This window comes from Sphingomonas folli, assembly GCF_019429525.1.
Classification (GTDB): Bacteria; Pseudomonadota; Alphaproteobacteria; order Sphingomonadales; family Sphingomonadaceae; genus Sphingomonas; species Sphingomonas folii.
The window spans coordinates 274,567-288,778 of the sequence record NZ_JAHXZL010000005.1 but is presented as its reverse complement, the minus strand read 5'-3'; the positions used below and the strand labels follow the sequence as shown (position 1 = coordinate 288,778).

11 protein-coding genes are annotated in these 14,212 nt (G+C 71.0%); 8 read left to right on the top strand and 3 right to left on the bottom strand.

Annotation, left to right across the window (positions count from 1 at the left end):
- The first annotated feature begins 69 nt into the window (after window positions 1-69).
- Complete coding sequence (locus tag KZ813_RS09975; protein ID WP_219754826.1) at window positions 70-807, top strand: GntR family transcriptional regulator; 738 nt, start codon at window positions 70-72, stop codon at window positions 805-807.
- The gene (gene galA / locus KZ813_RS09970) at window positions 807-3,692 is read left to right on the top strand and encodes a beta-galactosidase GalA (RefSeq protein ID WP_219754825.1); all 2,886 of its coding nucleotides are present in this window, start codon (window positions 807-809) and stop codon (window positions 3,690-3,692) included. The genes KZ813_RS09975 and galA overlap by 1 nt, the downstream gene beginning before the upstream one ends.
- Window positions 3,693-3,902: 210 nt before the next feature.
- Here the strand turns inward: galA and argJ are convergent, their stop codons facing one another.
- Complete coding sequence (gene argJ / locus KZ813_RS09965; RefSeq protein WP_219754824.1) at window positions 3,903-5,129, bottom strand: bifunctional glutamate N-acetyltransferase/amino-acid acetyltransferase ArgJ; 1,227 nt, start codon at window positions 5,127-5,129, stop codon at window positions 3,903-3,905.
- 136 nt (window positions 5,130-5,265) lie between these two features.
- On the opposite strand from argJ, the gene KZ813_RS09960 reads away from it, so the two are divergent.
- The 6 genes from KZ813_RS09960 (at window position 5,266) to KZ813_RS09935 (ending at window position 12,211) form a co-directional block, all read left to right on the top strand.
- A complete protein-coding gene (locus KZ813_RS09960; protein ID WP_219754823.1) occupies window positions 5,266-5,628 on the top strand; it encodes a c-type cytochrome in 363 nt (120 codons plus the stop codon).
- Between the two features lie 55 nt (window positions 5,629-5,683).
- On the top strand, window positions 5,684-5,950 hold the full coding sequence (locus tag KZ813_RS09955) for a hypothetical protein (RefSeq protein WP_219754822.1): 267 nt from the start codon (window positions 5,684-5,686) through the stop codon (window positions 5,948-5,950).
- 88 nt (window positions 5,951-6,038) lie between these two features.
- Entirely contained in the window at window positions 6,039-8,774 is a 2,736-nt protein-coding gene (gene secA, locus KZ813_RS09950; RefSeq protein ID WP_219754821.1) for a preprotein translocase subunit SecA, read from the top strand.
- 150 nt (window positions 8,775-8,924) lie between these two features.
- Window positions 8,925-10,394, top strand: a complete 1,470-nt coding sequence (locus tag KZ813_RS09945) for a carbohydrate porin (protein WP_219754820.1) — start codon at window positions 8,925-8,927, stop codon at window positions 10,392-10,394.
- A 118-nt stretch (window positions 10,395-10,512) separates the two neighbouring features.
- Window positions 10,513-11,478, top strand: a complete 966-nt coding sequence (gene glpX / locus KZ813_RS09940) for a class II fructose-bisphosphatase (RefSeq protein ID WP_219754819.1) — start codon at window positions 10,513-10,515, stop codon at window positions 11,476-11,478.
- 4 nt (window positions 11,479-11,482) lie between these two features.
- A complete protein-coding gene (locus KZ813_RS09935; protein ID WP_219754818.1) occupies window positions 11,483-12,211 on the top strand; it encodes a CPBP family intramembrane glutamic endopeptidase in 729 nt (242 codons plus the stop codon).
- Between the two features lie 103 nt (window positions 12,212-12,314).
- Here KZ813_RS09935 and KZ813_RS09930 read toward each other — a convergent pair whose 3' ends face one another.
- Window positions 12,315-13,076: an ABC transporter permease gene (locus tag KZ813_RS09930; RefSeq protein ID WP_219754817.1), complete on the bottom strand. Its 762-nt coding sequence runs from the start codon at window positions 13,074-13,076 to the stop codon at window positions 12,315-12,317.
- Window positions 13,073-14,002 (bottom strand): ABC transporter ATP-binding protein, encoded by a 930-nt coding sequence (locus KZ813_RS09925; protein ID WP_219754816.1) that lies wholly within the window; start codon window positions 14,000-14,002, stop codon window positions 13,073-13,075. The genes KZ813_RS09930 and KZ813_RS09925 overlap by 4 nt, the downstream gene beginning before the upstream one ends.
- Between the last annotated feature and the right edge of the window lie 210 nt (window positions 14,003-14,212).

Here is a 14,212-nt window from a genome sequence, read left to right as displayed (position 1 = left end):
ATTGTGACACCTGGTCGCTTCAGGTACGCTGCTGTTATCCGGCGATGACGGCCGGCAGGGGAGAAGAGAATGGGGTTCGCCGAGGAGATCGGAAAGTTCCGGCGGGGCAATGCGGCGCCACTCTACCTCCAGCTGCAGCAGGTGATCCGCGACGGGATCGGGGGCGGCAAGCTCCAGCAGGGCGACGCCATCCCCGCCGAGCGCGACCTGGCGCTGGAATATGACGTGTCGCGCATCACCGTCCGCAAGGCGATCGGCGGGCTGGTCGAGGAGGGGCTGCTGACGCGGCGGCGCGGGGCGGGCACGTTCGTCGCGGGACGGGTCGAGAAGAGCTTCTCGAAACTCTCCTCCTTCACCGAGGACATGGCGGCGCGCGGCAAGGTGGCGTCGAGCCAGTGGATCCTGCGCGCGGCGGGGACGGTAAGCCCCGAGGAGTCGATGGCGCTGGGTCTCTCGCCCGGCGCGGCGGTCTATCGCTTCCACCGGCTACGCAGCGCCGACGACGAGCCGATGGCGCTCGAGCTGTCGACCATCGCGGGCTACTGCCTGCCCTCCGCCGAGGCGGTCGGGGACTCGCTCTACACCGCGCTCCAGGCGGCGGGCAGCCGGCCCGCGCGCGCGCTGCAGCGGCTGCGCGCGGTGCCGTTCGGGGGCGAGCACGCGCGGATGCTCGGCGTCGAGTCGGGCCATGCCGGGCTGCTGATCGAGCGCCGCGGCTTCTTGCGCGATGGGCGCGCGGTGGAGTTCACCCGCTCTTACTATCGCGGCGACGCGTACGACTTCGTGGCCGAGCTGTCCGATCTCTGATGCATCGTCGTGACCTGCTGCGCGGCACCGCCGCGCTCGCCACCGTCGCGGGCGCGCCGCTCGCCGCCGCGCCGATCGCGCGGCGCACCGCCGGCGACGGGCTGCCGATGCCTGCGCCCAGCCACGCGCTGCCGCCGCGCGCGTTCGTCGGCGATCCCACGCGGGTGCGGCTCGAGCGCGGCTGGCTGTTCCACGAGGGCGATATCGCGCTGCCGCGGCTCGACACGCACAACGCGACCTATCTCAGCGTCAAGGCCGGCAATGCACAAGGCGCGGCGGCGATCGACTATGACGATTCCGACTGGCAGCGGGTCCGCTTGCCGCACGACTGGGCGTCGGCACAGCCGTTCGTGGAAAGCGCCAACGTCGCGCAAGGCTATCGCCCGCGCGGCATCGGCTGGTACCGCCGCCATCTCGCGCTCGACGCGCGCGACCGCGGGCAGCGGATCGAGCTGCACTTCGATGGCATCGCCACCAACGCGACGATCTGGGTCAACGGCAGCGTCGTGGCGCATCATTGGTCCGGCTACACCAGCGTCTACGTCGACCTGACGCCGTTCGCGCGCTTCGGCGACGAGCTCAACACGGTGGCGATCCGCGTGGACGCCGAGGCGATGGAAGGCTGGTGGTACGAGGGCGCGGGGCTCTACCGCCATGCCTGGCTCGTGCGCCGACCGGCGGTGTCGATCGCGAGCGACGGCGTCCACTGCGACCCGCGCCGCGGCGACGACGGCGCCTGGCGGGTCCCGGTGGCGGTGACGCTCACCAGCGTCGCGCGCGACGAGCGCGCGGTGCGAATCGCGGCGCGGCTGCTCGATCCCGACGGGCGCGAGGTCGCGCGGGCCGAGACCGACGCGACCGTCACCGCGCTCGACGAGGCCGAGGCGCGGCTGACGCTCGTCGCGGGGACGCCGCGGCTATGGGCGGCCGAGCGCCCGACGCTCTACACCGTCGTCACGCGCGTGACGGGCGAGGGGATCGTCGACGAGCGCCGTACCCGCATCGGCTTCCGCACCGCTCGCTTCGACGCTCAGGAGGGATTCTTCCTCAACGACCGGCCGGTGAAGCTGAAGGGCGTCTGTCTCCACCAGGACCATGCCGGGGTCGGCGTCGCCATGCCCGACTCGCTGCACCGCTGGCGGCTCGAGCGGCTGAAGGCGATCGGCTGCAACGCGATCCGCTGCTCGCACAACGCACCCGCGGCCGAGTTCCTCGACCTGTGCGACGAGCTGGGCTTCCTTGTCATGGACGAGAACCGCCAGTTCAACCCCGCGCCCGACTATATGGCGCAGCTGCGCTGGCTGGTGCGGCGCGACCGCAATCACCCGTGCGTGATCCTCTGGTCGGTGTTCAACGAGGAGCCGATGCAGGGCACGCCCGCGGGCGTCGAGATGGTGCGGCGGATGGCGCACGCGGTGCGCCTGCTCGACGACAGCCGCCCGGTCACCGCGGCGATGAACGGCGCCTTCTTCGAGCCCGACAGCGTGTCGAGCGTCGTCGACGTCACCGGCTTCAACTATTACCAGGGCGATTATGACCGGTTCCACCGGCTCTTCCCGACGCGCGCGATGACCAGCTCGGAGGACACCAGCGCGTTCGAGACGCGCGGCGCTTATGCCAGCGACCCGGCGCGCCACGTCATCTCCTCCTACGACGACGAGGCGGCGAGCTGGGGCGGGACGCACCGCGCGACGTGGCGCGCGATCGCCGAGCGGCGCTTCGTCGCGGGCGGCTTCACCTGGACCGGCTTCGACTATCACGGCGAGCCGACGCCTTATGCCTGGCCGACGATCTCGAGCTTCTTCGGCATCATGGACCTCTGCGGCTTCCCCAAGACCGCCTATGATGTGCACCGCGCGCACTGGGTTGACGACGCGGCGGTCGTGTCGATCGCGCCGCACTGGACCTGGCCGGGGCGCGAGCGCCAGCCCGTCCGCGTGCTGGTGATGAGCAACGCCGAGGAGGTGACGCTGTCGCTGAACGGTCGCGCGCTGGGCACGCAGCAGGTCGACCGGATCATGGGCAACGAGTGGCACGTGCCGTACGCGCCCGGCCGGATCGAGGCCGTCGCGCGCCGCGGCGGCCGCGCGGTGGCGCGCGCCGCGCACGAGACCGCGGGGGCGCCGGTGGCGCTGCGGCTCACCCCGGCGCGGCGCGTGATGCTCGGCGACGGCGAGGACTCGCTGCCGGTGACGGTCGACGCGACCGACTCGCGCGGCCGGCACGTGCCGACCGCCGACCTCCCCGTGCGCTTCGCGGTCGACGGCGCCGCGATCATCGGGCTGGGCAACGGCGATCCCAACAGCCACGAGCCTGAGCAGGGCGTCTCGCGCAGCCTGTTCAACGGACTCGCGCAGGTGATCGTGCGGGCTAGCGTGGGCGGCGGCGCGGTGATCCTCAGCGCGACCGCGCCGGGGCTCCGGGGCGCGCGCGCGACGATCGACCGGCACGCGGTGGTGCCGCCGGCCAACTGGCCCGAGCAGCGCCGCGCGCAGCCGCTCGCCGAGTGGCGCCGCTCGCCCGCGTCGCGCGAGCGCCCCGCCGCGGACGCCGCGCCGCCGGACGGCGACAACAACAGCTGGGCGTTCGTCCGTCCCGGCGCGCTGGTGCCCGGCGAGTCGGGCGCGGACTGGCGCGCGTGGCGCGCGGTGGTGCGGCCGTGGCGGCGGGTCGGCGCCGAGGGCGGGATCATCCGCTTCGAGAAGGTCTCGGGTCGCGCCGAGCTGCTCGTCGACGGCCGCCCGGTCGCGAGCAAGCGCGACACGGCGCCGGGGCCGCTCCAGGCGCGCGTGCCGGCGGGGGCGGGCGAGCGGGTCGTGCTGCTGCTGGTCGAGGGCGAGGCGCCGGCGGGGATCGCGGGTCCGGTGACGCTGGGCGCGGACTGAATCGTCGACATGAGCTCATCCTCCCCTTGCAGGGGAGGTGTCAGGCCGCAGGCCTGACGGAGGGGTGACCCGGCCGGCGAGCGTCGGCGGACTCACATCCCGCGACACCCCTCGGACGTGCTGCGCGCGCCACCCCCCCTTGCAGGGGAGCATCCACCGCGCCCCCTGTCGGTCGCTACGATCCCGTCCCGGCGCGGCCGCCGCGCCGCCTCAGCTGCGATAATCGGCGTTGATCGAGATGTAGCCGTGCGTGAGGTCGCAGGTCCACACCGTGGCGCGTCCCTCGCCGAGCCCGAGGTCCACGCCGATCTCGACCTCCTGCCCCCTCAGGTGCGCCGCGACCGGCGCCTCGTCATAGCCTTCCACCGCGAGTCCGTCGCGCGCCACCTGGGTGGCGCCGAAGCGGATCGACAGCCGGTCGCGCTCGGCCGGCTCGCCCGCCTTGCCCACCGCCATCACGACGCGGCCCCAGTTGGCGTCCTCGCCCGCGATCGCGGTCTTCACCAGCGGCGAGTTGGCGATCGACAGCGCGACGCGGTGCGCCGAGGCGTCGCTCTCGGCGCCCTCGACCGTCACCTCGATCAGCTTGGTCGCGCCCTCGCCGTCGCGCACGACCAGCAGCGCGAGCTGGCGGCAGACGTCGGCGAGCGCGGCGCGGAAGGCGTCGGCGCCGGGGCTGTCGTCGTCGGCCAGCGGCGCGTTGCCCGCCGCCCCGGTCGCGAAGGCGAGCACGGTGTCGCTGGTCGAGGTGTCGCCGTCGACCGTGATGCACGAGAAGGTGCGCGCGTTCGCCGCGGCGAGCGCGGCCTGGAGGAACGGCGCCTCCACCGCGGCGTCGGTGAAGAGGAAGCCGAGCATCGTCGCCATGTCGGGCGCGATCATCCCCGATCCCTTGATGATCGCCGCGATCGTCACGGTGCGCCCGTCGACCACCGCGGTCGCGCTCGCACCCTTGGGATAAGTGTCGGTGGTGCCGATCGTCTCGGCGGCGTCGCGCCAGTTCGCCTCGGGCGCGGCGAAGGCGGCGGCGACGCCGGCCTGCGCCCGGTCGATCGGCAGCGGCACGCCGATCACGCCGGTGGAGGCGACGAAGATATCGGACGGCTGGCAGCCGAGCTGCGTCGCCGCCTGCGCCGCGATCGCCTCGACCGCGGCGCGCCCGCGATGCCCGGTGAAGGCGTTCGAGTTGCCCGCGTTGACGACCAGAGCGCGGGCCTGGCCCAGCACCAGCGCGGCGCGGCACCATTCCACCTCGGGCGAGGGGCATTTGGACCGGGTCAGCACGCCGGCGACGGTGGTGCCGGGGGCGAGTTCCGCGAGCGTGAGGTCGGTGCGGTCCCACGCCTTGTAGTGCGCGCGCGCGACCCGCAGCGTCACGCCGGCGACGCTCGCCATATCGGGGAAGGGAGTGGCGAGCGGGGACATGGACGTCGACATGGCGCCCTCTTAGGCGCGGCGTGGAGGCAGGCAAAGGGGCGCCGTGGTGCAGCATCGTGGGGAATGCAGCATGTCGACCGGCGGGAGCGCCGGGGCGCGCGGGGCGCGACGTGTTGTCGCGCTATACGCGGCCGTCATGGCGGCGACCGCTCTCCGCGGAGCGCCGCTCGAGAACGGACAGCGGCTCTATGCGGAGCGATGCGCCATGTGCCACGGCGCCGACGCGCGTGGCGACGGCCCGCTGTCGCGCAAGAAACATCCGCCCACACCCGACCTGACGACCGAGGCATTCAGGAGGCGCCTGGCCGCTTACCCCGGCGTCATCGTCTCCTCCATCATCCTGCAGCCGAACGGAGACCTGATCCCCCGAACATTGCGCGAGAACGGCGTCCGGGTGCCGCCGCACGTCTGGACTATCCGCGACTTCCGGGACATCGACGCCTATATGAAGCGCGTCATCGGTACCGCTCGACCACGCGACGGGACGCCCAGACGCTGACAAATTGATGGTTTACTCGACGAGGCGCCGGTGGACGCGCGCTTCGTCTCGTCTTATGTCCAAGCCCGTGAACCTGTTGCTGCTCCTCTCGGCCCTGCTGTCCGCGCTGACCGGCGTGGGGACGAGCGCGCGTCAGGCGCAGCCGGCGCAGGCGGTGGCACAGCAGGCGCGCGCCGCCGCGATCGTCTCGGCCGCGCGCCGCGTCGCGGTACGCCCGGCGCAGGCGCTCGCCGCGCTGCCCGCCAGCGCCGCCGCGCCGCGCGCCACCGCGCTCGCGCTGACGCCGCGCGAGCCGATCTTCGCGGGCCGCCGGCGCGTCTAGCGCCGCGCCGCTCCCGCTCTCCCCCATAGATCAGCGTGCGCGCGCCGAGGACGGCGCCGCGGCGCGCCCCAGTTACAGGATCAAGCCCATGTTCGGCGGCCTTGCCAAGACCCTCTTCGGTTCGTCCAACGACCGTTACGTCAAGTCGCTCAGCCCGACGCTCGCCAAGATCGCCTCCTACGAGCCGGCGCTCGAGGCGATGGACGACGCCACGCTCGCGCAGCAGACCGTTCGCTTCCGCGAGCGGTTGGCCGACGGCGAGACGCTCGACCAGCTGCTGCCCGAGGCCTTCGCCACGGTGCGCGAGGCGGCGCGTCGCGTGCTCGGCCAGCGCCACTATGACGTGCAGATGATCGGCGGCATCGTGCTCCACCGCGGCGAGATCGCGGAGATGCGTACCGGCGAGGGCAAGACGCTGGTGGCGACGCTGGCCACCTATCTCAACGCGCTGCCGGGCGACGGCGTCCATGTCATCACCGTCAACGACTATCTGGCCAGCCGCGACGCCGACTGGATGGGCCGCGTCTACCGCTTCCTCGGGCTGACCACCGGCGTGATCGTGCCCAACCTCACCGACGAGGAGCGCCGCGCCGCCTACGCCGCCGACATCACCTACGGCACGAACAACGAGTTCGGCTTCGACTACCTGCGCGACAACATGAAATATGAGCGCCAGCAGATGGTGCAGCGCTCGTTCGCGATGGCGATCGTCGACGAGGTCGACTCGGTGCTGATCGACGAGGCGCGCACCCCGCTGATCATCTCGGGGCCGACCGACGACAAGTCCGAGCTGTACATCAGCGTCGACGCGATCGTGAAGCAGCTCGCGCCCGAGGATTACGAGAAGGACGAGAAGCAGAAGACGATCGTGCTCACCGAGGACGGCACCGAGAAGGCCGAGCGTATGCTCGAGGCCGCCGGGCTGCTCCAGGGCGCCAACCTCTACGATTTCGAGAACACGCAGGTGGTCCACCACCTCAACCAGGCACTCCGCGCCAACGTGATGTTCAAGCGCGACACCGACTATATCGTCAAGGACGGCAAGGTCATCATCATCGACGAGTTCACCGGCCGTATGATGGACGGCCGGCGCTGGTCGGACGGGCTGCACCAGGCGGTGGAGGCGAAGGAGGGCGTCCAGATCGAGCCCGAGAACCAGACGATGGCCTCGATCACCTTCCAGAACTATTTCCGCATGTACCCCAAGCTGGCAGGGATGACCGGGACCGCCGCGACCGAGGCCGCCGAGTTCTTCGACATCTACAAGATGAACGTCGTCACCATCCCGACCAACAAGCCGGTGCACCGCGTCGACGAGGAAGACGAGTTCTACAAGGACACGCAGGACAAGTTCCGCGCGATCGCCAAGAAGATCCGCGAGCATGCCGAGAACGGCCAGCCTGTGCTGGTCGGCACCGTCTCGATCGAGAAGTCCGAGCTGCTGAGCGAGTTCCTGCGCCAGGAGGGCGTCGACCACTCGGTGCTCAACGCGCGCTACCACGAGCGCGAGGCACATATCGTCGCGCAGGCCGGCCGGCTCGGCGCGGTGACGATCGCCACCAACATGGCGGGCCGCGGCACCGACATCCAGCTCGGCGGCAATCTCGAGATGCGCGTGGAGGACGAGCTCGCGGGCATGCCCGAGGGTCCCGAGCGCGACGCGGCGATCGAGCAGATCCGCGCCGAGATCGCGGCGGAGAAGCAGAAGGTGCTTGAGGCGGGCGGGCTGTTCGTGCTCGCCACCGAGCGGCACGAGAGCCGCCGCATCGACAACCAGCTGCGCGGCCGCTCGGGGCGCCAGGGCGACCCCGGCCTGAGCCGCTTCTACCTGTCGCTCGACGACGACCTGCTCCGCATCTTCGGGCCGGACACCTTGTTCGCCAAGATGATGCGCAGCAACATCGCCGACGGCGAGGCGATCGGCAGCAAGTGGCTGACCAAGGCGATCGAGACCGCGCAGAAGAAGGTCGAGGCACGTAACTACGACATCCGCAAGCAGGTCGTCGAATACGATGACGTGATGAACGATCAGCGCAAGGTGATCTACGAGCAGCGCGCCGACATCATGGACGCCGAGACCGTCGGCGAGGTGGTCAGCGACATGCGCGCCGAGACCGTCAACGCGATCGTCGGCGAGTCCTGCCCGCCCAACTCCTATCCCGAGCAGTGGAACATCGAGGGGATGAAGGCGCGTCTCGCCGACATCCTCAACCTCGAGCTGCCGATCGACGAGTGGCTCAAGGAGGACGCGATCGATCCCGAGATCGTCACCGAGCGAGTCCAGGCCGAGGCCGATGCCGCGGTGGCGAGCAAGTCGGCCGACCTCGAGCCCGAGACCTGGACCCAGGTCGAGAAGTCGATCCTGCTGCAGAACCTCGACCATCACTGGAAGGAGCATCTGTCGACGCTCGACGCGCTGCGCCAGGTGGTCCACCTGCGCGCCTATGCGCAGAAGACGCCGATCAACGAGTATAAGCAGGAGGCGTTCAACCTCTTCCAGCGCATGCTCGACGCCATCCGCGAGGACGTGACCAAGACGATCGCGCACGCGCAGTTCCGCATGCAGGAGCCGCCGCCGCTGCCCGAGCTGCCCGACTTCATTACCACCCACTTCGACCCGTTCACCGGCGAGGACAATTCCAACGACATCGACGCGGGCACGCTCGGGCTGGTGACGACCCAGCTGCCGCCGTTGCAGATCCCGCAGCCGACCGCCGCCGACCTGGGCGCGGATCCGGCGAGCTGGGAAGGGCAGGTCAGCCGCAACGCGCCGTGCCCGTGCGGCTCGGGTCGCAAGTACAAGCACTGCCACGGCGCCGCCTGACGCGACCGGCTCCCGCGGGCGCGGGCGCCGAGGTCGCGCGGGCCGGCACGTCGGCCGCGCGCGTCGAACGGACCCACGACGATCGCGCGAACCAATCGCCGTCACGTTCGTTGGCATCGCGTAACGACGGGCCGTGCGCCGAGGGGTAAGATGACGAAGATGATCGCCGCGGCGCTCGCCGCGGCGGCGCTGCTCGCGACGGGCGCGGCGCGTGCGCAGCAGGTCGACGTGGGGGCGTCGCCCCCGGCCGACGCGGCGCAGGCGCCCGCGCCGCAGGGGACACCGCCCGCGCCCGACGCCACCACGCCCGGTCCGGCCACCGCGACCCAGTCGGGCGACACGCAGCGCCGCCCGCGCGCGCCGGTCCGTCGCCGCGCGGGCGATACCTCGCCCTCGTCGCTGATCGGGGACACGCAGAGTTCGCCGCCGCCCGGCCTGATCGGTGACTGGCAGGAGATCCGCACCCGACTCGGCCGCCGCGGCATCGGCCTCACGGCCCGTTACGCCTCGGAGAGCGGCTACAATGTCGCGGGCGGCGAGCGGCGGCTGTTCCGCGAGACCGGGCAGTTCGACGTCGGCGCGCTGCTCGATCTCGAGCGACTGGTCGGCCTGGCCGGCGGCGCCTTCCAGGCGACGGTGACGTGGCGGCGCGGCTATGATCTCACGACCGACGCCGGGCTCGGCACGCTGCAGCAGGTGCAGGAAGTCTACGGCCGCGGCCAGACCGTGCGTGTGACGCAATTGTGGTGGGAGCAGAAGCTGGGCGAGCGCACCGAGGTGAAGCTCGGCCGCACCAACCCGGGCGAGGACTTCGCCGCTTTCTCGTGTCACTTCATGAATCTGAGCTTCTGCGGCGCGCAGCCGGGCAATCTCGCCGGCGATTATTGGTACAATTGGCCGGTGAGCCAATGGGGCGCGCGCGTCCGCGTCGCGCTTGACGACCGCCATTATGTCCAGGGCGCGGTCTATGAGATCAACCCGCGCAACCTCGACACCGGCTTCTTCGTCGGTCGTTTCAGCGGTGCGACGGGCGTCCTGATCCCGCTGGAGGGCGGGCTCACGCGCGGGGGCGACGAGGGCAAGGTCGGCTCGTACAAGGTCGGCGGTTGGCTCGCGACCGCGGACGGCGACGACGTGCTGCTCGATCGCGACCATCGCCCGCTCGTGCTCACCGGTACAGCGCCGCTGCGGCGGTCGAGTCGCTACGGCGTGTACCTGTCGATGCAGCAGCAGCTCACCGGCACGTCGAAGGACGGCAAGGCGCTGAACGGGCTCAGCATGTTCCTCAATGTCACCCAGGCGGACCGGAAGACGAGCATCACCGACAATCAGGTCGCGCTCGGCCTCTTCTACAAGGGGCTGGTGCCGGCGCTGCCCGGCGACGTGCTTGGGCTGGCACTCGCGCGCACCAACGTCAACGGCCGCGCCGCGCGCGCCGACAGCTTGGTCCCCGGCACCCCCGCGCGCGACGCCGAATATGCCGCCGAGGTATATTACAGCCTCCACCCCGCCGACTGGCTCGAGCTGCGCCCCAATCTGCAATGGGTCTGTCAGCCGGGCGGCATGCGCGGGGTAGACGATGTCGGCGTGGTGGGATTGAAGGCGGCGATCACGCTGTGATCCCCGCGGCAGCGGCCCGGCCTCGCACACCGGCGTTGAACATGTAAAACATTCCGCCTCGACAGCGTCATGTCCGCGCCGTATCGACGGTGGCACCATGTCGCAGCGAAGGTGACTCATGCCCCAGGCCAGCAAGGTACTCGACCGTGTCCTCGTGCTCGAGATGGTGCGGGTCACTGAGGCGGCGGCGATCGCCGCCTCCCAACTGACCGGCCGCGGCGACGAGAAGGCCGCCGACGCCGCCGCGGTGGAGGCGATGCGCGCGGCGCTCAACGAGCTCGACATGGACGGCACCGTGGTGATCGGCGAGGGCGAGCGCGACGAGGCGCCGATGCTCTACATCGGCGAGAAGGTGGGCACCGGCCAGGGTCCCGCGATCGACATCGCGCTCGACCCGCTCGAGGGCACGACGATCTGCGCCAAGTCGGGGCCGAACAGCCTGGCGGTGCTCGCCATCGCCGAGGCGGGCGGGCTGCTCAACGCGCCCGACGTGTACATGGACAAGCTCGCGGTCGGCCCGGGCCTGCCCGCGGGCGTGATCGACCTCGATCGCACGCCGACGCAGAACGTCGAGGCGATCGCCGCCGCCAAGGGCGTGCGCGCGCAGGACATCGTCGCCTGCGTGCTCGACCGGCCGCGGCACGAGGCGCTGATCGCCGAGCTGCGCGCGCTCGGCTGCGGGGTGGTGCTGATCGGCGACGGCGACGTCGCGGGGGTGATCGCGACCAGCGACCCGGACACGACGATCGACGTGTACATGGGCTCGGGCGGCGCCCCCGAGGGCGTGCTCGCCTGCGCCGCGCTGCGCTGCGTCGGCGGCCAGTTCAAGGGCCGGCTGCTGTTCCGCAACGACGACGAGCGCGCGCGCGCGCGCAAATGGGGGATCGAGGATCTCGACCGCCAATATGACCTCAAGGAGCTCGCCAAGGGCGACTGCATCTTCGCCGCCACCGGCGTCACCGACGGCTCGCTGCTGGAGGGCGTGAAGCGCCGCCGCGACAAGATGACGACCGAGAGCGTGGTGATGCGCGCCTCGTCGGGCACGGTGCGCTGGGTCAAGGGCGAGCACCGCCTCGAGCGCTGACCCGATGGGGCAGGTGGCGGCGGCCTTGTGGCTGGCGGTGGCGCTGGCCAGCCTGGCGCTGTTCCTGCGCGGTGGCGCCCGCCACTATCGCTGGCTCTATCGCCCCGGCGGCGATGCGCGGCGGCGTCGTTTCCTGCTGCGCGCGCTGCGGCCGACGCTTCACTTCGCGCTGGTGAGCCTGGTGGCGCTGGCTGCGCTGGGAAGGCTCGACACGCTGGCGGAGCTGCCGCCCGAGTTCGCGCCCGCCCGGGTGGCCGCGATCGAGCTCGTGGGCGGGACGATGCCGCTCGACCTGCTCGCCTGGTCGACGCTCGGCGGTCTGGCGGTGGGCGGGGTGATCGCCGGGCTGGTCGAGCGCTGGCGCGGCCGATCGGTGACGCTCGGCGACGTCGAGTCGGTGCTGCCGACCACGCGCGGCGAGCTCGCCTGGGGCGCGTTGCTGTCGGTGAGCGCCGGGGTGACCGAGGAACTGTTCTTCCGGCTGCTGCTGCCGCTGCTGTTGGTGCTGTGCGGCGCGCCCGCGCTCGTCGCGGCGGCGGTAGCGTGCGCGCTGTTCGGCGCCGCCCACGCGTACCAGGGCGCGACGGGGGTGATCGCCACCGCTCTGGTGGGCGCGGTGCTGACGCTCGCCTATCTGCTCAGCGGCTCGCTGGCGGCGGCGGTGCTGCTCCACGTCGCGATCGACCTCAACGCGCTGGTGGTCCGGCCGGTGCTGTCGGGGCGGGTGCGGTGAGCGGCGCCAGTACCGCTGCGGAGGCGGGAACCTAAAGAGGCGAGCGCGACGACGGCGACACTGGGCACCCGCGCGCGCGGGAGCACTGCCGGATCGCTCCCGCTCAGCTCTTCAGCCGCCACCCCGTGCGGAAGATCGTCACCACCGTCGCGAGGCACAGCGCGCCGAAGCCCGCGGTCACCGCCACGCAGGCGAGCACGTCGACGTCGCTGACGCCGAAGAAGGTCCAGCGGAAGCCGTTGATGAGATAGGCGACCGGGTTGAACAGCGTCACCGTGCGCCACGGCTCTGGCAGCACCGACAGCGAGTAGAAGGCGCCGCCGAGGAAGGTCAGCGGCGTGATCACCAGCAGCGGGATCACCTGCAACTGCTCGAAGCCGTTGGCCCAGATGCCGAGGCAGAAGCCGAACAGCGAGAAGCTCGCCGCGACCAGCAGCAGGTAACCGAGCATCAGCAGCGGGTGCGCGATGTCCAGGTCGACGAACAGGTGCGCGGTGGCGAAGATCACCAGCCCGATGACCATCGACTTGGTCGCCGCCGCGCCGACATAGCCGATCACCGTCTCCACCGCCGACAGCGGCGCGGAGAGCAGCTCGTAGATCGTACCCGTGAACTTGGGCATGTAGATGCCGAGGCTGGCGTTGAAGACGCTCTCCGAGAAGATCGTCAGCAGCATCAGGCCGGGCACGATGAAGGCGCCGTAGGGCACGTCGCCGATATTCCTCATCTGCGAGCCGATGGCCGAGCCGAAGACGATGAAATACAGGGTGGTGGTGATGACGGGGGTGGCGAGGCTGGTCCAGATCGTGCGCCCGAAGCGCGCCATCTCGAAGCGGTAGATCGCCCAGATGCCGTGCAGGTTCATGCGCGCTGCCCCACCAGGTCGACGAAGATGTCCTCGAGGCTCGACTTGCGCGTCTCCAGGTCCTTGAAGGCGATGTGCTGCTCGGCCACCGCGGCGAGCAGCTCGGGGATGCCGGTGTTCTCCGCCTTGGCGTCGAAGACGTAGCGCAGCGTGTGCCCCTCGTCCTCCAGCGTCGGCGACCAGCGCGCGAGCGCCTCGGGCACCGCCGCGAGCGGCTCGACCAGGGTGAGGTCCATCTGGCGCTTGCCCAGCTTGGCCATCAGCGCCTCTTTCTCCTCGACCAGCAGCAGCTCGCCGCGCGAGATCACGCCGACGCGATCGGCCATCTCCTCGGCCTCCTCGATATAATGCGTGGTGAGGATGATCGTCGCGCCCTGCTCGCGGAGGCGGTGGACCAGCTTCCACATGTCGCGCCGCAGCGCGACGTCGACGCCCGCGGTCGGCTCGTCGAGGAACAGGATCTCGGGCTCGTGCGCCAGCGCCTTGGCGATCAGCACGCGGCGCTTCATCCCGCCCGACAGGTCCTTGATCTTGGCGTGGCGCTTCTCCCACAGCGAGAGGTCGCGCAGCACCTGCTCGATATAGTCGGAATGACCCGAGCGGCCGAACAGGCGGCGCGAGAAGGTGACGGTGGCGAGCACGCTCTCGAACTGGTCGGTGGCGAGCTCCTGCGGCACCAGCCCGATCGCGCGGCGCGCCGCTTTATAGTCGCGCACCACGTCGTGCCCGGCGACGGTGACGCTGCCCGAGGAAGGCGTGACGATGCCGCAGATGATGCTGATCAGCGTGGTCTTGCCCGCCCCGTTGGGGCCGAGCAGCGCGACGATCTCGCCGCGCTGGACGCTGAGGTCGACGGTCTTGAGCGCGGTGGGACCGTTCCTGTAGGTCTTGGACACGCCGGCGACGGTCAGGATCGGTTCCGGCATGTCGTCTCCCTGCTTCGCCCGTCAGTTAGGGTGCGGGGCGGGGGGCGGCAAGCGGCGAAACACGGCGTTTCGCGATGGGGTCGCGTGCCAAAGAGGGGGCGTACGGCTTTCCGTCGCGTTCGTTGCCTACCAACCGTTCCCATGGCCGTCATCCCCGCGGAGGCGGAATCCATACACGCTGACGTTGCGCCTCCATCGGCAGGTCCGCGC

Bases quoted from the DNA above. Each gene is read 5' to 3' on its own strand.
- secA (WP_219754821.1), top strand. From the start codon at position 6,039: ATGTTCGGCGGCCTTGCCAAGACCCTCTTCGGTTCGTCCAACGACCGT.
- KZ813_RS09955 (WP_219754822.1), top strand. From the start codon at position 5,684: ATGTCCAAGCCCGTGAACCTGTTGCTGCTCCTCTCGGCCCTGCTGTCC.
- glpX (WP_219754819.1), top strand. From the start codon at position 10,513: ATGCCCCAGGCCAGCAAGGTACTCGACCGTGTCCTCGTGCTCGAGATG.
- KZ813_RS09960 (WP_219754823.1), top strand. From the start codon at position 5,266: ATGGCGGCGACCGCTCTCCGCGGAGCGCCGCTCGAGAACGGACAGCGG.
- KZ813_RS09925 (WP_219754816.1), bottom strand. From the start codon at position 14,002: ATGCCGGAACCGATCCTGACCGTCGCCGGCGTGTCCAAGACCTACAGG.
- KZ813_RS09975 (WP_219754826.1), top strand. From the start codon at position 70: ATGGGGTTCGCCGAGGAGATCGGAAAGTTCCGGCGGGGCAATGCGGCG.
- galA (WP_219754825.1), top strand. From the start codon at position 807: ATGCATCGTCGTGACCTGCTGCGCGGCACCGCCGCGCTCGCCACCGTC.
- KZ813_RS09930 (WP_219754817.1), bottom strand. From the start codon at position 13,076: ATGAACCTGCACGGCATCTGGGCGATCTACCGCTTCGAGATGGCGCGC.
- KZ813_RS09935 (WP_219754818.1), top strand. From the start codon at position 11,483: ATGGGGCAGGTGGCGGCGGCCTTGTGGCTGGCGGTGGCGCTGGCCAGC.
- argJ (WP_219754824.1), bottom strand. From the start codon at position 5,129: ATGTCGACGTCCATGTCCCCGCTCGCCACTCCCTTCCCCGATATGGCG.
- KZ813_RS09945 (WP_219754820.1), top strand. From the start codon at position 8,925: ATGACGAAGATGATCGCCGCGGCGCTCGCCGCGGCGGCGCTGCTCGCG.